Genomic DNA, 25,078 nt, shown 5'->3' with positions numbered 1-25,078 from the left:
CCAAAAAAAAAAGGCTGTCTTACGACAGCCTCCTCTTGTTTATAAGTTGGTTTCACTTGTACTGATTTATGCAGTACTTGTGTTACTACCTTACTCTTTTTTAACCATTCTAATGGTTTTCACTTGGTCATCTTGGGCTACAATTACATTGTAAACTCCTGATGCCCATTCTGCGCCTAGTTGTAAGCTCTCTAACGATGACGGTGCAACTTCTCTATCTTCGATTAGTTTGCCTGTCATATCAAATACTCTTACATATACCATCGCATCGCTCGGTGTATCTAACGATAATGTGAAATACGCATTGTATGGATTTGGATACCCTTTCACTGCAAAGATGGTAGTATTGGTTGGAAGTTCCTCCTCTATTTCTCTTGTATTTGGTGCTGTACCTGGTAACGTTACGTTACATACTGATCCATAAGAACTCCAAACTCCATTATTCAATAATGCCACTTTTACTCTATAAGATGATCCTGCAACTCCAGTGAAGCCAACAACATCTCTTAATTTAAATGAATTTATTGATCCCGAAGATGTGGTAAAATACAACGGATTTGATGCATTGGCATTGGCTACTTCAAAACGATAAGCCTCTACTCCTGATACTGCATCAGCAAAAATAGTTGTATTTACACCTCCTGCCAATGTTGCTCCACATTGTGATGACTGAACTTTACTTAATGGTAAAGATGAAGTAGTCACATTACACGATGTGCCATAAGCACTCCATAAACCATTATTCATAACAGCCACTCTTACTGTATAAGCTGTAGCATATTTACGTGTAATTCCTGAAACATTAGCCAATTGGAAGAAGTTATCTGTCGTAGATGTTGTCTCATAATATCCAACTTCACTACCACGTGTTACCTCAAATTTATACTTAGTAACTCCTGCTACTATATCAGCATAAACTTTTGTCCCAAAACTAATTCCTACAATACCACATTGTGAAGACTGAACTTTACTCAATGGTAAGGCAGGTGTAGTTAAATTACAAGAAACTCCATAAGGTCCAAAATTACCATTGTTTTCTACTGCTACACGAACAGCATAAGTAGTGCCAAAATTAGCTCCACCTGACATATCTGTTAATTTGAATGATCTTACGGTACCATTTGCTGTAGTAATTACTCTTATAGCTCCTGTTACTGTATTGGTAATCTCAAAACGATATCTACTAACGTTAGATATTGCATCTGCAAAAATTGTATTACCGTAACTAGATAAAGTTGTACCACATTGAGATGCTTGTACTTTTGTAGCTGGTAAAGCTGGTGTAGTCAATGTACAACCTGCACCATATGCTCTCCATACTCCATTATGTAATACCGCAACTTTAACTAAATATGAAGTTCCATAAGGACTTACGCCTAAATCAGAAAAACGGAAATAGTTTTGTGTTGCATTCGCTGTAGTAAACTCTCTAACTTCTGATCCTCTTATTACTTGGAAACGATAAGCTGAAATCGTAGGATTACCTGATATCGCATCTACCGAAAAACGAGTAGTTGAAGATGTAGCTGTTGTTCCACAATGAACGGCTGCAATTTTAGTTAAAGGGTCTGGCGTAGTAACATTACATGAACTTCCATACGCACTCCATTCACCATTATTAAGGACAGATACTTTTATACTATATACCGTTGAATAAGTTATTACTCCTGTCAACTGTGTTAAGTTAAAATAATTCAATCCATTCAATGCTGTATAAGTTCTTACTGTTGCACCATTAGTTACTTCAAATTTATATCCTGTTACACCTATTACTGATGTAGCATAAATAGGAGTATCGAAAGCACTTAATGTAACACCACATTGTGATACTTGAACGCTAGTTAATGGTAAAGCAGGCGTAGTAACGTTACATGATGTACCATAAGATGTCCAAACATCATTATACATAACAGCTACTCTTACAGCATAGGTTGTTGCGTAAGTAGGACCTCCTGTTAAATCAGTTAAACGGAAAGTACGTGTAGATCCATTTACTGTGGTAAATGTTCTTACGTTTGAACCATTGGTAACCTCAAATCTATATGCTTGAGCACCTGATATAGCGTCTGCTGTTAATTGTGTTGATAAAGATGCTAATGTGATACCACACTGAGAAGTTTGTACCTTAGTCAAAGGAACATCAGGTGTGATAACATTACATGAATTACCATAATCACTCCAAACTCCTGATTTAAAATATTTTACACGAACTGAATAAGTCGTAGCATAAGTATTTACAAATCCTAAAGAAGTTAAGTAACTAAATCTAAAGAAATTAGATGAAGTATTTGTATATTCATATACAGTAGCTCCTCTACTAACTTCAAATCTATATTGAGTAGCACCAGTAACTAAATCAGCTAAAACATTTGTACTGAATGAAGCAACAGCAACTCCACATTGTGAAGATTGAACTTGTGTTCCACATCCCTCATCTGTTTGTCCATTACAGTTGTCATCAATTGAGTTACCACAAATCTCTGTAGCTCCTGGATTAACTGATGCACTTGAATTGTTACAATCTCCTGCTACAACCGCATATCCTGATGGTGTGCTTGCTCCATAACATAATGAAACTGCATCACCTGCTCCGTATGTATCACCGTCAGTGTCTACATAGAAACTGCCTGTACGCCATACTTGAGCATTTGCATCATTACAATCTGAACCATTAGTTGTTGTAGCATAACCTGCTGGTGTATTAGCTCCGTAACAAACTGTAGCTGATCCACTATCATAGCCATCTGAATCTGCATCTACATAGAATGTAGCGCTTCTCCAAATTTGTGCATTGGTATCATCACAATCTGTATTGTTTGTTGCATAACCTTCTGGCGCTGTCAACGAACATAATGAAGCCGTTGTAGTTGAACCGTAACCATCTTGATCAGCATCTACATAATATGTGATTGCTGTGTGGATGTCTACATTGTTATCATTACAATCTGAACCATTAGTTGTTGTAGCATAACCTGCTGGTGTATTTGCTCCATAACAAACTGAAGCTGATCCATTGTCATAGCCATCTGAATCTGCATCTACATAGAATGTAGCGCTTCTCCAAATTTGTGCATTGGTATCATCACAATCTGTATTGTTTACTGCATAACCTGCTGGTATATTAGCTCCATAACATATTGAAACTAATTCTCCTGTTCCATATGTATCTGCATCTGCATCTACATAGAATGTAGCGCTTCTCCAAATTTGTGCATTGGTATCATCACAATCTGTATTGTTTGCTGCATAACCTGATGGTATATTAGTTCCATAACATATTGAAACTAATTCTCCTGCTCCGTATGTATCTGCATCTGCATCAACATAGAAACTGCCTGTTTGCCATGCTAATGCATTAGCATCATCACAATCTGTATTGCTTACAGCATAACCTGCTGGTGTAGTAGCTCCATAACATAATGAAACAACTTGACCTGTTCCGTATGTATCTGCATCTGCATCTACATAGAAACTACCTGTTTGCCATACTTGACTGTTGGTATCATCACAATCTGTATTGTTAGCTGCATAACCTTCTGGCGCTGTAGCAACACATAATGAAACTGTTGCTGTTGAACCATAACCATCTTGGTCTGCATCTACATAGTAAGTAACTGCTGTATGAATACTAGCTAAAGCATCATTACAATCAGCACCACTTGTTGAAGTTGCATAACCTGCTGGTACTGATGCACCATAACAAACCGTAGCTGAACCATTGTCATAACCATCTTGGTCTGCATCTACATACAATACTGCTGATTGCCATACAAACGTATCGCTATCATTACAATCTGTATTGTTTGAAGCATACCCTACTGGTGCAATTGCCTCACATAATTGTGCAGCCGTAGTAGACCCATAACCATCACCATCTGCATCTACATAGAAAGTTGCAGTTGTATTAACTGATGGGTTAGCATCATTACAATCTGTGTTGTTTGACACATAACCTGTTGGTGCTCCTTGACATGAAACTACTGAAGTAGTAGCGTCTCCGAAACCGTCACCGTCTGCATCTACATAATATGTAACATTTTGTAATACATTTAAAGTAGTTGTATTATTAACTGTTAATAATTGTGTACAACCTGCACTTTGAATTGCAGTAATAGTTAAAGTTTGGCTATTGTTTGCTGCTACCACGTTGATATCGAAACTAGCGTTTCCAGAAGCATCAGCTGTTAAACTTGGTACGTTTACTGTTGCTCCAGAACCAATTTTATAACCAAATGAGAATGTACTATTTGCAATTAAACCTGTTAAGTTAATTGTAGCCGTTGATCCTTCACAAACTGCAGCTGCTTGCGCTACTGAAGCTAATGTTGGTTTAGGGTTCACCGTAACTGTAACAGTTGACACATTTGAACATCCGTTAGATTTTGTAGCTGTAACCGTATACTGTGTTGTAGTACTTGGTTTAGCATATACCGTACTTGCATGACCTCCTGTATATGGTGTAGTCGCTGCTGCATTGGTATATAAATCTGTAGTTGGACTCCAAACTAAAGTACCACCATTTACTCCAAAACGCATATTTGCTCTTGTTGTTGAAGTAGTTGCAGTACCTGGTGCTGAACAAACTGTAGGTGTACTATCTGAAGAAAAATATGTAGTCAGATTAGTAGCAGTAGTCGAAGACTTAACGTTTGCTGAATTAGTTGATGAACCACCTCCATTATTATTATTAAAACAGAACTCTACTAATAAATTAGAAGTACCATTCCAAGTGAACTGGTAATCTAACGGTATAGTTACTGTAAACGGAGCTGTACCTGATAATACATAATTAGATGTATTTTTCACAGTCGTTACACCTGTTTCAAGAGTAGAAGTTAATACAGTTGAAGCTGTATTTTTCATACTTACTGTGAAACCATTGAATGTAAATGGACTAGAAAAAGCTGTAATATCCATACCTAACGAAGTAATTACTGTACCATTAGTATACCCTAATGCTTGTAATTCTGCTGCCGTATATAAATACTGAACTTTATTACCTCCCCAATATCCTTTGAATGGAGTATTGCCTGTATTAGAAACCGAACCAGTTCCAATTACACCATTTTGTGCTACTGAACTAGAAGCTACAGATAATGTTTGAACATTACCTTCACAAATAGTTGCCGAAGCAGGTGTAAAGATTGGTGCTGCTGGTTGATCTACTACTAAAGTTACTTCGTTAGAAGTTACTGCGCTACAAGCTGTAGCTCCAGAAACAACTGCACGGAATTTGTAACCATTCATAGTTAACTGTGCTCCTGAAACTGTTAATGATGTTTCTGTTGCGTCAGCCACTTGTGACCATGAAGTACCGTTTGTACTCATTTCCCATTGGTACGCTAAACCTGTACCTGTTGCTGCCACTGTAAATGTAGCTGAACCATCGATACAAACAGTAGCTCCTACTGGTTGTGTTGCGATTGCTACTGCTGTATTTACGTTTAATGTAGCTGCACTTGAAGTTACTGGACTACATGGTGCAGTACCTGAAACTATCACTTGGTATTGGTTACCGTTCATTGATGGCGTAATAGCATTAAGTGTTAAAGTAGCACTTGTTGCTCCAGCCACATTTGACCAGTCTGTACCGTTAGTACTCATTTGCCATTGATAAGCTACCCCAGTTCCTGTTGCTGCTGCTGTAAAAGTAGCTGAACCATTAGAACATGCTGTAGTATTTTCTGGCTGTGTTGCTATAGCAACTGCTGTGTTAATGCTTAATGTAGCTGGGTTTGAAACCACTGACTCATTCACCACACAACGGAATTGCCATCCATTATTTGCTAAAGCTACACCTGATAATGATAAAGTAGCTGAAGTTGCGTCAGCATAAATACCACCATTAGCGATATTTGACCAACCTGAACCTTCATTTACTTGCCATTGATATCCTGTAACCTCTCCAGTAGTTGTAACTGAGAAAGTAGCTGTGTTAGCTCCTTCGTTACAAGCTGTGAAGTTCACTGGGTTTTGTGCAATAGCTGCTGAATTTACTGTTAATGTTGCAACATTACTAGTTACAACTGCACAAGGTGCTGCACCTGTAACAACCACTTGATATTGAGCGCTTGCTGCTACTGCTGTTAAGCTTAATGTAGCCGCTGTAGCTCCTTCAATGTTGTTCCATGAAGCTCCATTGTCTGTGCTTACTTGCCATTGATAAGAAATTCCTGTTCCTGTTGCAGTAACTGCGAAGTTAACATCTGCTCCCGGCAATACAGAACTATTTGCTGGCTGTGAAGTAATTGCCACTGCTGTGTTTACGGTAACAACTGCTGTTGATACACTGTTAGCACAACCAGGAACACTTACTGTATTAGTAACTGTATATTCACCTGCTGCAGAAGTAGCTAAATTAATAGCACCTGTTGTAGCATTGATTGATAATCCTGATGGAGTAGCTGTAAATGTACCTGCTGATCCTGTTACTGTTGGAGTAATAGTTGTAGCTGATGTACAATATGCTGCTGCATCATAAGAGAAATCTGAAGTTAATGCTTGATTAATTACTACTGTTGTTGTAGCAGTTTGTGCCTCACAATAAGTAGTTGGTAACATAGTATATACTACTGTATATGTACCTGCTGCTGTAGCGGCTACATCAATAGCACCTGTTACACTGTCAATAATCAATCCTTCAGAACCTGCGAATGTACCATTTTGGAATTCGTTCGTTCCTGTTAAAGTTACATTTCCATTTGTAGCTGAACTACAGAAAGGCGTTGCATAACTCATTGAAGCTGTTGGTTTTTGACCTACTGTTGCTACAACTGCTGTTCTAGCTGAAGTACAACCTGCTTCAAAATCAATATTATGAATACCTCTTACATCTGTAGTAGTTGCTCCCCATCCCCATCCGCTAGTGATGTTAACAGCACTAGAAGTGTATGGATAACTACCTGTAAAATAATACCAAGTAACTCCTGTTTTAGTCATCGTTAATCTATATCCTGCAGCAGCTGTAGCAGCGCTGAAAGTAGATGGTAACGAAACTTCTACGGCAGTACCTGAATTTGCATTAGTTACGTTTTCAGTATGAGTTGCAATAGATGTACCTGCTGCATTTCTCAATGTAAAGGTTAATGTACCTGTACCTGTTACATATACATATGCTTTTTTAACCGTAACATTTGGTTTAGATGTAGTAAATACGATACCTGCATCTGATGAAGAAGTTGAACTAAAATTAGCTTCTGCATCCTCAGCTGTATCTTGATTACCTACATTTTCAACTGCACCACCTCTGAATGCTTCTGCATAGAAAGTAGTAGTAGTTGCAATACTTGGTGTAGTAAATGTTGTACCAGTACCTAATGATGCACCGCCTGTTTCAGCAGCATACCAATTGATAGTTGCTGAAGCATTTGCTTCTGCACCTAGCGTTACTGTACCTGTTCCACAACGTGCTGCTTCTGTAGTAGCTGTAATTGCAGGATTGTAAACCTCCACAAAAACAGTAGTAGAATTAGCACTTAAACCACTAGTTGCACAAGTTACTGTACAATAGAAATACGTGCCTTCTGTTAACGCTGCTGTTACTAAAGTAGCTGCTGTTGCATCTGCTACTGGCGTAAAGTCAACGTTATTTGTTGAAGCATACCATTGTAAAGAAATACCTAATACACCACTTGTTTGTCCTGTTACAGCTACATTTGTTGCTGATCCAGTACACACATAAGTACTTCCTGCTGTTGCAGTTCCTGCTACTGGTGTACTATCACAAGTAGGTGCTGGTGTAATGTTAATTGTATAATCTTCAAAAGAACCATAAGCTCCTGTATAACATGGTGTAGATGGGCCAGCATCATTATCTGTTCCTCCAATTCTCATTCTGTGAGCGCCTAGTGGTGCTGTTAAAGGAATGTTGAAGCTTCCTGATAATGTTGTTGGATTAGCACTTGTTGATAAACCGAAATATACTTGTTCACCGGCATCGGTAAACAATCCATTATCGTTAAAGTCAATCCAAATTTTAGTACCATACGTATATCCTGTTGCATACGTAATATCAAAGTTAACCGTTGACAATTGAGTTGTCGTTGTACTTTGAGAGGTATAATCACCATAGTTACCTGTTTCAGCAACTGTAGTGTTATTAATACTTCCCATAGTAACATTTGTAATACCAATACCATCTACTGAAGAAGGTGCAGGTGTACAAAACCAGTTAACTGTTAATAAAGCTGCTGCAGAAGTAACTGAACATGCATTATTATCTACTATACAACGGTAGAATTTACCACCACCCGTTGCTGTAGTTGCAGATGTAAATACAGATAATGTAGCTGTATCAGCTCCATTATAAGTTACCCCTGTTGGTAATGCATCCACATTTGCCCAACCTGAAGTTCCATTTGTAGAGAACTGCCATTGGTAACTAGAAGCTGCCGAAGCTGCCACTGTAAATGTAGCAATATTACCTCTTAATACAGCTGTAGCTGTAGGTTGTGAAGTAATTGTTGGATTATTAATACTTAATGTAGCTGCACTAGAAGTTACGCTTGTACAATTTGCTGCACCACTTACTACTACTTGATATTGGTAACCATTCATACTTACTGTAGGATTTGTTACTGTTAAAGTAGCTGTTGTAGCTCCTGAAATTGGTGACCAAGTAGAACCGTTTGTGCTCATTTGCCACTGATACGATAAATTATCTCCTGTTGCAGTAGCTTCAAAAGTTGCTGTACCTCCGTTAACACAAACCGATTGATTTGCTGGAGATGTAGTAACTACAACTGGATTGTTTACTGCTAAAGTAGCTGTAAAAGAATTAAGGAATTCATTTACTCTAGAACGGAATACGATTCCGTTATTTGCTAACGTAATTCCTGAAACATTTAATGTACTTGCTGTTACACCGTCAAATGTTAATCCTGAAGCATCAAGACCATTTGCAATGGCAACAAATCCATTTCCTGTATTCATTTCCCATTGATAAGTAATTTCAACTGTTTCGTCAGGTGAAGTTGCAATCGTTGTGAACGATGTTGTACCTGCTTCACAAATACTTGCACTTACTGGGTGAGTTTGAATACCTACATTGTTTACTTTTAAAATATAAGGTGCAGAAGTAGCATCACCACAAGGTGTTGTACCTAAAACCATACATTGGAATTGTAAACCAGCGAAATCAAAGTCAACGTTATTGATAGATAATGTATTTGAAGTAACTCCTTCAAAAATTTCATCTGCTTCAAGTGCCACAAAAGTAGCCCCTTCGTCGTCGCTCATCATCCATTGATAACCTGAAACTGTACCAGTTGCAGTTACTGAAATTGTAGCTGTTTGACCAGGTAAAACACCTTGTTCTGGTGATAAATAGGTAATTACCACAGGGTTGTTCACTGTTACGGTTACTGTATCTGAAGATTGACAACCGTTAGCTCCTGTTCCTGTAACTGTATAAGTAGTAGTTACTGTTGGATTAGCTGTTACTGTAGATCCAGTAGTAGCTGATAATCCAGTAGCTGGAGACCATACATAGGTATCTGCTCCTGAAACTGTTAATTCAGTAGCATTTCCGTTACAAATTGTAACAGCTTCTGATGCTGTAACCTCTGGTAATGGTAATGGTGATACCATAGTTGAACTAGAATTTGTACACTCGCCATTGCTAGCTGTTACAAAGTATTCTGTTTCTACAGTTGGTTTTACATAAACCACATTTACATTTTGACCTGTATATGGAATAGTTGCTGCAGCATCTGTATATAAATCAGTTACTGGCTCCCATACCATAGTGGTTACTTGCATTGGTCTAGCAAACGTAATAATTGTTCCACTTGGAATATTAGCTGTATTTACTGAAGTATTTTCTGCAGTAGAAGAAGCTGTTGAAGTTCCAATTGGCGAAAGTGGAGATACACTTAAGTAATTACCCGATGCCCCTGAAATACCAATAGAGCAAGTTGGTGAAGACAATGCTGCACTAGTTCCTCCATAATTAAATCGAATGTTTCCATTTTCAAATAATTGCGCTTGCATTGAAATTGTTGGAGTAGATGAACTTCCTGCTCCTGCAATATGCAAATCTGTCCATTGAACTGTTAACACTCTATTAGGCGCTGTTCCCGTAGTTGCATACGTAATAGAACCACCTGTCGTGTTGTTGTCATCCCATAATGGTGCAATTGCATTAGCTGTAGAAGCTAAAGCATTACCTGAAAAACCAGAAATAGTTGCAGATGTATTTCCTAATAATAGTAAACCATTAGAAGAAGCTGCAAAAACAGTCTGAGTTGTTCCATTATATGGGAAATCAAAACCAATTGGTAAATTACCTACTCCAACGTCATCACCAATTGCAGAACTACTTAAAGTAGTACCTGTAATTGCAGTGTACGTACCTGTAGTACCATTCATGATATATGCTGAAGGAGTTGAAGGCAACGTAATTGTACCTCCATTAGCTGTTAAAGACATTACACCATCTGTACAAACAGAAGGTAAGCCTTGTACAACTGTAATATTACTTGGATATAGATTTACTGATACTGTTACTGTAGCGGTTGTTGTACAACCGTTAGCATCCGTACCTGTAACTGTATAAGTAGTTGTTTGCGTTGGTGTAGCTGTAACTGATTCACCTGCTGTTGCAGATAATCCAGTAGCTGGTGACCAAGCATATGATACACCTCCTGCTGCTGTTAACACAGTGCTTTCTCCTGTACAAATTGTAACTGCTGGAGAAACTGTAGTAACCGCTGGCGTATTAACTGCTACCGCAATTGGAGTACTGTTTACAGGTGTACCTGTTAAACAAGTTACTTTTAAACGGTAGTACATTGTAGCTGTTATGTTTCCTGTAGAAACATTTGCATAATTAGCCGAAGCAGCACCCATACTTACTGGTGTAGTAAAATCCGCATCAACTGATGATTCCCACTCGTAAGTTGTTCCTACTCCTACCATATAACCTGAAGCTGCAATAGTTGCAGAACCAGATGTACATAATGAAGCTGGCGTTGCTGTTAAAGTACCTGCAACAGCTGGCTCACCACAATATAATGTAGAAAACTCATCCGCTCCCATATCTGGAGTAGCCGAACGTGCATCACCATCAAAATCGGTAGTAACCGCTGCGATTGGTGTTCCTAAATTATCTAAAGTTGCATTTGTACCCGTTGCTAAGTGTAAATCTGTGTTAGACACAAAATTTGGAGCAATCGCTACTGAATTCAAATCTTTAGTAGTAAACGTTTTCCATGCTGCTAAATCAGCTACGTTAGTAGTACCATTATAACCTAATCTATAAGTTGTATTTGTTGATGTAGCACCAACGTAGTTGTTATAATTGATATCAGCAAATGTAGTTCCTGATGTTAAATACACATTGTAAGCCGATGAACCACTAATAGCGAATGATTGTACATTTCTAAAAATGTTATTTCTCATGTCAATGTTAGCAGCCGCTGCTGTAGTTACAAAGTTAGCAGAAATACCAGAATTAAAACCTGAAGCCACATTACCATACATATTAACAGTATTGTTGTAGAATTTCAAGTTTGGAACGGCTGCTCCTACACGAATACCAAAAGCATTCCAAGTAAGAGAAGTTGTACTATAATTAGCTGTTTCAATATTACTAATCATATTATTAGCTACTAAAGTACCTGTAGTACCCGTAGCTGATGAGAAGTTAATACCATAAGCACCATAACCTGAAGTATTAGAATTTCTAATTCTCTCTATACGGTTTGCAATTATACTTCCGTTAATAACTCCAGCAGCTATTTGAATAGCTTGCACATTAACTGTTGCAGTGCTAGTAGTTATGTTAAAAATGTAGTTGTTTCTAATATTTGGATTATCATTGTTTGATACAAAAATACCAACAGCTCCAATTTTTTCAGCTGCAATTTCTGAACCTACACTATTACCTACAATAGATAAACCTGTTTGATAGGTTGAATTACCCGCTACACCAATACCAAAATAAGCTTCCATTACAGAGTTATTTTGAATTGTTAAGTTAGTATTAGATGCTTCAGCTACACCACCAGCAGTTGTTCCACTACTTGACATAATAGCTGCTAATGCAGAAGCACTTCCACCTTTTACAATAGTGTTTTTAATTGTATTGTTAGTAGCACCATTTGTTGTTGATGCACTAGCAATCCAAACTACTACTGATGAAGTACCCGTATTAGTGTTTTCAAAAGTTAAACTTTTATCTGAAGCACCACTATTTGAACCATCAATTGTTACGTTATCAACACCATTCAATTTAATAATTGCTGAAGCTGAAGAACCTGTAATTGCTGCTGTTACACCAGCTGCTGGTTTAACCATTACTGTGTAAACTCCTGCATTTGCATTTTCATTCATAACAATTGGGAATGTTTCTGCTGTAGAATATGTAGCATCTGTAAGTGTAAATACTACGTTATCAGAGAAACAAAGTGCATTGTTATATGCCGCAACTGCTGCTGTTAAAGTAGCATAGTTTCCACCAGTACCTACTGTATATGTTCCTCCTAAAATTTGAGAAACAGAAAGCGTTACTGCATTTGATGTTACAAAAGTACATGGAGCTGTTCCACTTACTACACAACGGAACGAATTTCCAGCATACGTAGCTGGTGAATCAACTGTTAATGTATTTGAAGTAGCTGATGCGCCTATGTAAGGATTCCAAGTTGTACCATTAGTAGAGAATTCCCATTGATATGTTAATCCTGTACCTGTAGCTGCTACATTAAATGAAGCTGAACTTACTGTAGAACATTGATTAACAGCAACTGGTTGTGTCGTAATTGCTACCACTTGATTAACTGTCAATGTTGCTGCATCAGAAGTTACTGCACTACAAGGTGCTGTTCCTGATACTACTACACGGTATTGGTTATTATTTAAACTAACGCTTGGCGTATTGATTGTATAAGCAGCTGAAGTAGCCCCTGTTACATTTGACCAATCTATACCGTTCGTACTCATTTGCCATTGGTATGACAATCCTGAACCTGTTGCTGCACTTGTAAAAGTTACTGAAGCATTATTAGAACAAACCGTTTGATTAGCTGGTTGTGTTCCAATAGCTACCGCATCATAAACTGTTAAAGTAGCTGGATCTGAATTAACTCCACCATTAGCTGGTCCGCCATTAATTATACAATAGTATTTATTACCTGTATTTGTAGATGTTAAACCTGATAAAACAAGAGTAGCTGCATTAGCCCCTTCAATATCAGACCAAGTAGTACCATTTGTACTTACTTGCCATTGGTATGAAGTAACTTCACCTGCAGTACTAATAGCAAAAGTAGCACCCGCATCTGAACAAACCGTTTGATTGGTTGGTTGTGCAGTAATACTCACTGAACCTACTGATAAAGTGTAAGCATTTGAAGTTGCTGCTGTACATGGTGCTGTTCCTGAAACCACACATTGAAATTGTTTTCCATTGTCTGCTGATGAAGCTGCTGCTACTATATAATAAGAGTTCGTAGCGCCATCAATATTGTTCCAAGTAGCTCCATTATCTGTGCTTACTTGCCATTGGTAAGTAATACCTGTACCTGTTGCTGTAATTGCATAAGAAGCATCTGCTCCATCTAACACAATTTGATTGTTAGCTTGAGCAGTGATTACTGGAGGATTATTTACTGTAATTGAAGTAGTTTCTGCCGTAGCACAACCACTTACTGTTACAGTATAAGTAATCGTAACTGTTCCCTCTGAAACAGCTGTTACTTGTCCTGCAGCATCTACTGTTGCAATTGCTGTATTCGAACTTGTCCAAACACCTCCTGAAGTGGTATTTGACAACGTAACCTTTCCGTCTTTACACAATGACACTCCTCCTCCTACAATATCTTCCAAAACTGGATACGCATTCACTACAAAGTTAGCAGTACTAGCTCCTGATCCTTCAGCAGTAGTTACCGCAACCACACCTGTAGATGCTCCATTTGGAAGTGTAAAAGTTAACGAAGTACTTGTATTAGCTGTAATTGTAGCTGCTGTACCATTTACAGTAACTCCTGTAGCATTTGCTAAATTAGCTCCTGTAATAGTAACTGAAGCACCGCTATCTACACAAGCTCCTGCTGGCAAGAAACTAGTAACTACTGGAGGCACCGCTACTACTTCAAAGTTATCGATATGGAAATCAATATCTGGTGAAGTACTAGTTGTTTGTGCCAAGAAACCTACTCTTACAACACCTGTGTAACCTGCTAAACTAATAGTTTCAGTTACACCTGTTGCACTATAAGTCCCTGAACCTGTATATGTTTTAACTACATTAGCTGCCGACCAAGTTAATCCATTGTCTGTAGATACTACAATTTTTACTTGGTGTGTCCCTAATGTACTTTGAACAGTTGTTCCTAAATAACTGGTAACAGCCATATTAAATCTAGCCGCAAAATTTCTTCCTGAACCCAAATCAATAGATTGAGATATCAACCAATCATTTTTGGTACTGTATAAATTAATTCTAACAGCCGCATTAGTTCCTGTATTAGCCATTCCTGCTTCGGACATCCATCCGCCATCGGCTGCTGTTACAGTTCCTCCTATAGCACCCGTTGCTTCATACCAACAAACTGGTACATAAGACGCAAATGTTTGAGCAACTGTTGGCGCAGTATTAACACCACAACTAGTTATTGCTGTTTGTGATGCACTGTTAGCACTATTACATGTAGTTCCTGTAGCTCTCACTCTATAATAATAAACTGTAGAATGAGAAAGATTTGAAACCACATAAGAACCAATACCTGTACCATTATTAACAACCGTCACAGGATAACCTGCTAATAAAGTTGCAAATGTACTACTAGTAGAAACTTCTAATTCATACCCTGCATCAGAAACTGCTCCTGTCCAATTCGCTGTAAAGCTAGAAGTGGTCAACGCTGTAGCTGTTGATGATGAAGGTGTTGGCATACATGTAATTACATTTCCTGTTAAAGGAGCTGTAGTTAAATATTTTGGTGGTGTTCCCACACAACCTGAATTGTATGCATAAATATAATAATAATATTGTGTATTAGCTGACAAACCAGAATCTGTGAAAGATCCTGTAGCCGCATTAGCTACTACAGATGTACCTGCTCCTAAAGCTGTGGAACCAACCGCAAGTGCCGTTCCGTCTGTAGGTGCAGTTGGTGCAGTTGCACTCGTGCTTCGTACCACCATATAACCCGTTGGGGCTGGTGAAGGCACTGTAAAAGTACCACTCAATGAAGTACCTGTTACACTTGAAAACGCTAAAGCCGTAGGCTGCGCTGCTGGTGTTTGACATCCTGCTGCCGCTTGTGCCACGAACTGAACAAATGGAATCCCTGATTGTCTGCTACTTGCTGTAGGCGGAGTGGCAGGATTAGGATTTGTTCCATCACTACGATAGACAATTCCGCGATTGGTTACCCCTGTAGTAATGGCTCCCCAATAAACTAAAGTGCCAAAACTTGCTTTATTCTCATCAACCGCTACTACTAAGTTGCTAGTCCCATCCCAAAGGAAAGGGGTAGCAAACGTAATTTCCATCCAGTTTCCTGCCGCTGGAAAAGTAACTGTTCCTGAAAACACTTGTGTTAATGCCGAACTAGGCACCCAATCTGTTGTACTAGCAAAACTAGTTTTACTAGTATTACCCATGTAAATAGTCCAGTCATCAAAAGTACTAGTCGCAGGAGATGTTCCTGCTGCTGTACCTGTTCCTGTACCATTGTAATACAAGCGCAATTTACTAATTGAGGTTAAACCTGTTCCTCCTGCAGTATTGTACTCGCTAGCGAGATACAACTGTTGGGAATAAGTATAACCATAATTAGAAATAATTGGAAGGTTGGCACTTCTCGTGTTCCCCGAACCAATCGACACAGTGGTCTGCGCCTCCATCCCTAAAGCAGCTAACAGCGTCAGCGCTAAAAGGAGGACATTTTTTGCAAACAAAGCTTCAAAAAAGCTTCTCGTTCGCGAAAAATAATTGTTTTCCATAAAGTTAATTGTTTGTTAATAAATATTAAAAAATGTTGGAAAAGTTACAAAATAATAATTTATAAAAAATATTATTTATAAAAAAAAGGCTCTAATACAAAAAAAATCGATAAAATACACCCTGAGTATTTACTTTGTATAATAATAAGTTAATGTTTAGCAAGTAATAATCTAGACTCAAACTTTATAATATATCCAAAAAAAAGAGGCTGTCTTACGACAGCCTCCTCTTGTTTATAAGTTGGTTTCACTTGTACTGATTTATGCAGTACTTGTGTTACTACCTTACTCTTTTTTAACCATTCTAATGGTTTTCACTTGGTCATCTTGGGCTACAATTACATTGTAAACTCCTGATGCCCATTCTGCGCCTAGTTGTAAGCTCTCTAACGATGACGGTGCAACTTCTCTATCTTCGATTAGTTTGCCTGTCATATCAAATACTCTTACATATACCATCGCATCGCTCGGTGTATCTAACGATAATGTGAAATACGCATTGTATGGATTTGGATACCCTTTCACTGCAAAGATGGTAGTATTGGTTGGAAGTTCCTCCTCTATTTCTCTTGTATTTGGTGCTGTACCTGGTAACGTTACGTTACATACTGATCCATAAGAACTCCAAACTCCATTATTCAATAATGCCACTTTTACTCTATAAGATGATCCTGCAACTCCAGTGAAGCCAACAACATCTCTTAATTTAAATGAATTTATTGATCCCGAAGATGTGGTAAAATACAACGGATTTGATGCATTGGCATTGGCTACTTCAAAACGATAAGCCTCTACTCCTGATACTGCATCAGCAAAAATAGTTGTATTTACACCTCCTGCCAATGTTGCTCCACATTGTGATGACTGAACTTTACTTAATGGTAAAGATGAAGTAGTCACATTACACGATGTGCCATAAGCACTCCATAAACCATTATTCATAACAGCCACTCTTACTGTATAAGCTGTAGCATATTTACGTGTAATTCCTGAAACATTAGCCAATTGGAAGAAGTTATCTGTCGTAGATGTTGTCTCATAATATCCAACTTCACTACCACGTGTTACCTCAAATTTATACTTAGTAACTCCTGCTACTATATCAGCATAAACTTTTGTCCCAAAACTAATTCCTACAATACCACATTGTGAAGACTGAACTTTACTCAATGGTAAGGCAGGTGTAGTTAAATTACAAGAAACTCCATAAGGTCCAAAATTACCATTGTTTTCTACTGCTACACGAACAGCATAAGTAGTGCCAAAATTAGCTCCACCTGACATATCTGTTAATTTGAATGATCTTACGGTACCATTTGCTGTAGTAATTACTCTTATAGCTCCTGTTACTGTATTGGTAATCTCAAAACGATATCTACTAACGTTAGATATTGCATCTGCAAAAATTGTATTACCGTAACTAGATAAAGTTGTACCACATTGAGATGCTTGTACTTTTGTAGCTGGTAAAGCTGGTGTAGTCAATGTACAACCTGCACCATATGCTCTCCATACTCCATTATGTAATACCGCAACTTTAACTAAATATGAAGTTCCATAAGGACTTACGCCTAAATCAGAAAAACGGAAATAGTTTTGTGTTGCATTCGCTGTAGTAAACTCTCTAACTTCTGATCCTCTTATTACTTGGAAACGATAAGCTGAAATCGTAGGATTACCTGATATCGCATCTACCGAAAAACGAGTAGTTGAAGATGTAGCTGTTGTTCCACAATGAACGGCTGCAATTTTAGTTAAAGGGTCTGGCGTAGTAACATTACATGAACTTCCATACGCACTCCATTCACCATTATTAAGGACAGATACTTTTATACTATATACCGTTGAATAAGTTATTACTCCTGTCAACTGTGTTAAGTTAAAATAATTCAATCCATTCAATGCTGTATAAGTTCTTACTGTTGCACCATTAGTTACTTCAAATTTATATCCTGTTACACCTATTACTGATGTAGCATAAATAGGAGTATCGAAAGCACTTAATGTAACACCACATTGTGATACTTGAACGCTAGTTAATGGTAAAGCAGGCGTAGTAACGTTACATGATGTACCATAAGATGTCCAAACATCATTATACATAACAGCTACTCTTACAGCATAGGTTGTTGCGTAAGTAGGACCTCCTGTTAAATCAGTTAAACGGAAAGTACGTGTAGATCCATTTACTGTGGTAAATGTTCTTACGTTTGAACCATTGGTAACCTCAAATCTATATGCTTGAGCACCTGATATAGCGTCTGCTGTTAATTGTGTTGATAAAGATGCTAATGTGATACCACACTGAGAAGTTTGTACCTTAGTCAAAGGAACATCAGGTGTGATAACATTACATGAATTACCATAATCACTCCAAACTCCTGATTTAAAATATTTTACACGAACTGAATAAGTCGTAGCATAAGTATTTACAAATCCTAAAGAAGTTAAGTAACTAAATCTAAAGAAATTAGATGAAGTATTTGTATATTCATATACAGTAGCTCCTCTACTAACTTCAAATCTATATTGAGTAGCACCAGTAACTAAATCAGCTAAAACATTTGTACTGAATGAAGCAACAGCAACTCCACATTGTGAAGATTGAACTTGTGTTCCACATCCCTCATCTGTTTGTCCATTACAGTTGTCATCAATTGAGTTACCACAAATCTCTGTAGCTCCTGGATTAACTGATGCACTTGAATTGTTACAATCTCCTGCTACAACCGCATATCCTGATGGTGTGCTTGCTCCATAACATAATGAAACTGCATCACCTGCTCCGTATGTATCACCGTCAGTGTCTACATAGAAACTGCCTGTACGCCATACTTGAGCATTTGCATCATTACAATCTGAACCATTAGTTGTTGTAGCATAACCTGCTGGTGTATTAGCTCCGTAACAAACTGTAGCTGATCCACTATCATAGCCATCTGAATCTGCATCTACATAGAATGTAGCGCTTCTCCAAATTTGTGCATTGGTATCATCACAATCTGTATTGTTTGTTGCATAACCTTCTGGCGCTGTCAACGAACATAATGAAGCCGTTGTAGTTGAACCGTAACCATCTTGATCAGCATCTACATAATATGTGATTGCTGTGTGGATGTCTACATTGTTATCATTACAATCTGAACCATTAGTTGTTGTAGCATAACCTGCTGGTGTATTTGCTCCATAACAAACTGAAGCTGATCCATTGTCATAGCCATCTGAATCTGCATCTACATAGAATGTAGCGCTTCTCCAAATTTGTGCATTGGTATCATCACAATCTGTATTGTTTACTGCATAACCTGCTGGTATATTAGCTCCATAACATATTGAAACTAATTCTCCTGTTCCATATGTATCTGCATCTGCATCTACATAGAAACTACCTGTTTGCCATACTTGACTGTTGGTATCATCACAATCTGTATTGTTAGCTTCATAACCTGCTGGTGTAGTAGCTCCATAACATAATGAAACAACTTGACCTGCTCCGTATGTATCTGCATCTGCATCAACGTAGAAACTGCCTGTTTGCCATACTTGACTGTTGGTGTCATCACAATCTGTATTGTTAGCTGCATAACCTTCTGGCGCTGTAGCAACACATAATGAAACTGTTGCTGTTGAACCATAACCATCTTGGTCTGCATCTACATAGTAAGTAACTGCTTGGTTTATTGTAATTTGTATAGCTACGACTTCACTTTCACAAGTACCTATGGTTTGAGTAAGATAGTAGGTTGCTGACTCCAAAAGGGTATCACCATTTAAAAGTATGGTTTTATTACTATCTCCATATACTTTTATGTTTTGGCCTGCTACTACAATCTCGGATATTTTTGGAGCAACACTGCTACAAAATGATTGGTTTTCAACAATAGGTGTAGTAATTAAAATAGGTGATACATTAATTAAACCTGAATTACTTGTAATATTATTAATTGTTTGTGTTACCGAATAACTACCTGCTGATGTTACCACAATAGTATTTGACGTTTCACCAGTAGACCATAAAATTGTTCCTGTTGCGTCTGTTGTTAAAGTTACTGTTCCATCACAATTTTGAACTGCTGTAATCTGTGGTGTTGCAGGCAAGGCTACTAATGAACCTCCTATTGCCAACGCATCAGCATCAAGTGCTGGCGAACTGAATCCCCAACCTCCTGTTGTGGTTTGTCCACTTGCATAATATCTAAAAGTTACTGTTGTACCGTTTGGAATATTTTGCAATTCAGCTATTTGACTCAAGTCAACGGTATCCATTGTTAAAACTGCACTAGTTACTGGATTACCTATTAGCGTGAAAGTGGTACCATTTAAACTATAAGCAAACTGAGAAGTTACACCAGCATTTGCAAAGAAAGAAGCTGTTCCAACAAAGGAAGCATCAATTGAAGCTAAATTCATTTGATACCCTTCAGTTGGTTGTAACTGAAATTGAAAATAATCTGTATTATTTACACTAATTCCATCATTTTTGAAGCCAGTTGTTCTAAATGAGTTGGCACCAATACTTGCTCCAGCACCTGCTCCTCTGGTTAATAAATCTCCATTATTACTTGTTACTAGATTAGCAAATGATGTCGCAGTTGCTGTAGCGGTTTGATTTAAACCATAAACATTCCATGCTGCAATTGGGTCTGGTATTATTTTAAGCGATCTTACTTGCGTAATTGGTTCGTAATTTGCATTACCAGCCTGAGTAGCAGTAATTTCTGTTTGCCCTACCCCCACAATAGTTACCACATTTCCTTCAACAGTAGCAACAGCTGTGTTAGAACTCGTATATACAATCTCTAAAGCTGAAGAAGCCGTAGCATTTAATGGAAATGGTGATGTGGAAATATACTTGGTTCCTAAACTAGTAAAACCATTAATAAATTGCACTCTAGGCGCAATTACTAAATCTTGTGAAACAGAAACAGCAGCGTTATAATTTTCATTTCCTAATTGACTTGCGGTAATCTGTACCGTACCTCCTGCTAAAATTGTTACCTGATTACCAGAAACAGTTGCAATAGATTCATCTGAACTAGTAAATACAATTGGTTGTCCAGAAGCGCCACCTATAGCTGAAATTGTAAAGACCGCATCTCCAAATACTTTTGATGGTAAAGCACTAAACGTAATAGTTTGGTTCGCTTTAATAATAGTACCCAAAACATTAGTTGGTTGTACTAAAGTATAACGATCTGCATGTAATCCTGTTAATTCAAAATTAGGAGTCACAGCTATATCTTGTCCAACACCAACTTGTTCAAAGACAGCACTATTTGTAAGTGATACTTCATCCGTACTTACAATGCCGTTTAATTGATAACTATTAATTTGTGCATTGTTTGTACCATCATACGTTTTTTCAGCCACCACTACTTCACTTACTGATAGTTGTTTTTTACCAATTACCAATGTTTGTATTGAAGCAGGTGCAGGATTGAAACTTGTATTACCTCCTTGTAAAGCTGTAATAGTTACCGTTCCTGGTTGTAATAGTGTGACAATATTTCCATTAATAGAAGCTATTGCTTCATCTGAGCTAGTATAATTAATCGCCAATCCTGAACTTGCTGTTGCATTTAAACCAAATGGGGCATCACCATAATTACTTTCTGTTAGCGGTTCAAACGTAATGGTTTGATTAGCCAATTGTGTATTTATAATTAATTGCTCTCTAGAAATTAATATTGCAGGATTATAATTCGTATTTCCTCCCTGTGTAGCATTAATAATTGCAGTACCCGAACCAACAATCGTTGCTACATTTCCAGATATTGCAATAATCGATTCATCTTCACTAGTAAATGAAACTGGTAACCCAGAAGAAGCTGTAGCGGTTAATGTAAAACTTTCATCCGTATCTAATCTGCTAGCTAATGGTTCAAAAGTAATGGTTTGATCCGCTTTATTTATTATTAATTCTCTAGCTATTTCTATAGCTGAATTGTAATTATCGTTTCCTGATTGAGTCGCTGTAATTGTTGTACTACCAGCACCAACAATGGTTACAGTATTTTCCACAATTGTAGCTACATCCGTATTCGAACTTGAATAGGTTAAAGCTAAACCAGAAGTAGCTGTTCCATTTAAACTAAATGACAAGTCACCATATGTTTTTGCAGAAAGTTCATTAAAAGTAATTACTTGATTTGCTTTCGCAATTGAAATTACTACCACTTTGGTATCTGTACCACTTAAATTAGTTGCAGACAAACTCACATTGAATGTTCCTGCTGCTGAGGGTGTTCCAGCAATAACACCTGTTGTTGTATTGATAGATAAACCTGATGGCAAACTCTCTGCACTATAACTAGATGGTACGTTTGATGCTGTTGTTGTATAATTGAATGCTTGACCTACTGTTCCTGAAGCATTCAAAGAACTAGTGATAACTGGAGCTGGTAATTGATCTACATATCCTGAAACTACTAAACTATTTGTTGTAGCTCCTGATGCATATCTTCCAATTGAAAAAGTTGCCGTTGAAGAAGTACCTCCCCAAGCATAGATTCTAAATTTCACAGTTGTTCCTGCGGGTACATTTTGTAATTCAGTTATTGAAGCTAAATTAATTTGTGTTTGAATTTGACCATCTGCAGTACTTGAAAAGTTAACATCTGAACCAATATCATTAAAAGTAGTACCATTAAGACTGTATCTCCATATATAAGCATTTGGAGCAGTAGCTCCCGATCTTCTTAATGTAGCATCTAATGTTTTTAATGAAACTGCTTGACCCGCTTTGGGAGCAAAACTAAATTCAAAAAATTCATTTGAAGTAATTGCATCTGATTTAGTATTTGAACCTGCAGCTGCTAACCAACTCGTTGCGGCAAATGCCCTACCTAAGCTTGTTGTAGAAATACCTGAACCTCTTGAGAGTACTGCTGTTGTTAATCTATTATCGTTCGTTGTAGCATTGTATGTAGTTTCGTTACCCACTGCAGCAGGCGTACCAAATTGCCAAGCAACTAGTGTTTCATTTGCGCGAGTAACCAACAAAGATTGTGTGACATCTGAAGCAGCGTTGTAATTATCATTACCTGACTGAATTGCAGTAATTGTAGCTGTACCTGCACCTATAATAGTAACCGTATTTCCACTTATTGTAGCAACCGCAGTATTTGAGCTTGAATACGTCACTGTTAATCCAGACGATGCCGTACCATTTAAAATAAATGAAGGTGTTGCTGTGGTATAACTTGGTAATGTATTAAATGTTATCGATTGAGTTGCTTTTAAAATAGTACCTACTACATTAGAGGGTTGCACTAATTCATATTTACCAGCATCTACTCCATTCAAAATGAAATTTGGAACGACTAATTTGTTAGTTCCAGCATTTGCATTTTCAAAAACAGCATTTGACGTATTTAAAGCAATTGCATCATTTCCAACTGTTCCGTTTAGGACATAAGATGTTACCCCCGCAGTTGTTGTACCGTTGTAGATTTTATCTTCAACAATTACATTAGAAACCGTTAAGCTTTTTTTGTTGATTATTAATTCTTGTTGCACGCTTGCTGCAGGATTATATCCGTCTCCACCTACTTGAGAGGCAGTTATGGTAAGAGTTCCTGGTTTATGGATTGTTACTACATTACCTGTAACTGATGCAATCGTTTCATCACTACTAGTATAAGAAATGGATAATCCTGAATCTACTGTAGCTTCTAATTCAAATGCAACATCCCCATAAGTAACTGCTGGTAATGCATTGAAAGTAATTTCTTGACTTTCAAGTGCTGTATTTATAATCACTTGATTTTGAGTAACAGCTATGGCTGCATTATAATTTTCATTACCCCCTTGTGAAGCTGTAATTGTAACCGTTCCTGGGCCAACAATACTAGCTGTATTTCCTGAAATAAGAACTACAGATTCGTTTGAACTCGTATAGGTTATAGGTAGACCAGATGACGTAGTTGCAAATAATTGAAAATCCGCATCGGAATCTAGTTTATCTATTAATGTTCCAAAAGTTATTGTTTGATTCGCTTTGTTTACAACTAGCTCTTGAGTTACTGCAGTAGCTGTGTTATAATTATCATCTCCACTTTGTGAAGCAACTATATTTGTTGCCCCTACCCCAACAACGGTTACCATATTCCCAGTGACTGTTGCCACACTAGGATTTGAACTTGTATAAGTGATAGGCAAACTCGATGATGCAGTTGCGTTTAGTATAAAGTCGCTATCACCATACGTTTTTGATGGAATACTAACAAATGAAATAGTTTGATTTCCCTTACTCACTGTAATAACCAAAGTAGCAGTACCTGTTCCTGCAGTATTAGCAGCAGAAATAGTTGCGTTAAAAACACCAGTTTGAGTTGGGCTACCTGAAATAACACCCGTTGTGGTGTTTATTGACAATCCTGTTGGTAATCCTGTGGCATTATAGCTTGTTGGATTCTGACTTGCTGTAATTGTGTAATTAAATGCTGTATTGTAGTTTGCATTTGCCACAAGAACACTATTTATTTCAGGAGTTGAAGCCACACCTTGTCCTGTAAATAAAATATCATCAACTCTTACACCTTTTCCAGTCCCATTGTTTCTGAATCTAATTTTAAATTGACTAGAATTTGAAATTGGCAAACTAATATTCCCAGAATTTATATAAGTCGTTGAAGTAGGTGTTGCAGATAAATAGGATGTAGTTGACCAAGTCACCCCATTATCTTCTGAATAATCAACCTTACATGGATTATTTGTCCCAGAACCATAAGTAGCAACCTTAAAGCTTAATGTAATATTCTGATTAAAACTACTCACATTAAACGCCTCAGAAATGATAACATCATTTGCTTCAATTAGCCAATAGCCAGACTGTTGTACAGAATTGGCTGTAGTCCCATTTGTATACGTCCAATTTGCTGAAGCACTCGAACAATTACTTGAATAAATTGTTGTTTGTCCAAAAGTTAACTGACTACTTAAAAACAAAAAAGCAACCATCAAAATTGACAATATGCCTTTAAAATTTAAGTAATCGTTCCATAACCCCATCTCCAATGTAAAACTTGAAGAGAAAAAACTATTAGTTCTTGCCGGTTGAAGTGGCGCGTTCCAATCTTTTGTGTAAAGTTTTGTTTTCATGTATGATTATCAATATTTTTGA

General features: G+C 37.5%; 2 protein-coding genes. Both read right to left on the bottom strand.

Features of this window, described 5'->3' with window-relative positions:
* Nucleotides 1-90: 90 nt before the first annotated feature.
* Nucleotides 91-15,954 carry a DUF8696 domain-containing protein gene (locus RSE15_RS11045; RefSeq protein WP_324068577.1) on the bottom strand — a complete coding sequence of 5,288 codons (15,864 nt, stop codon included), beginning with the start codon at nucleotides 15,952-15,954 and terminating at the stop codon, nucleotides 91-93.
* A 285-nt stretch (nucleotides 15,955-16,239) separates the two neighbouring features.
* Nucleotides 16,240-25,056, bottom strand: coding sequence for a putative Ig domain-containing protein (locus RSE15_RS11040; RefSeq protein ID WP_324068574.1), 8,817 nt, complete (start codon nucleotides 25,054-25,056; stop codon nucleotides 16,240-16,242).
* Nucleotides 25,057-25,078 lie beyond the last annotated feature (22 nt).

The sequence above is a fragment of the Flavobacterium sp. genome, assembly GCF_035195345.1.
Lineage (GTDB): Bacteria > Bacteroidota > Bacteroidia > Flavobacteriales > Flavobacteriaceae > Flavobacterium.
This window is presented reverse-complemented; position numbering and strand designations above follow the sequence as displayed.

Excerpts from the sequence above, each read along its gene's own strand:
- RSE15_RS11045 (WP_324068577.1), bottom strand. The coding sequence starts at position 15,954 with ATGGAAAACAATTATTTTTCGCGAACGAGAAGCTTTTTTGAAGCTTTG.
- RSE15_RS11040 (WP_324068574.1), bottom strand. The coding sequence starts at position 25,056 with ATGAAAACAAAACTTTACACAAAAGATTGGAACGCGCCACTTCAACCG.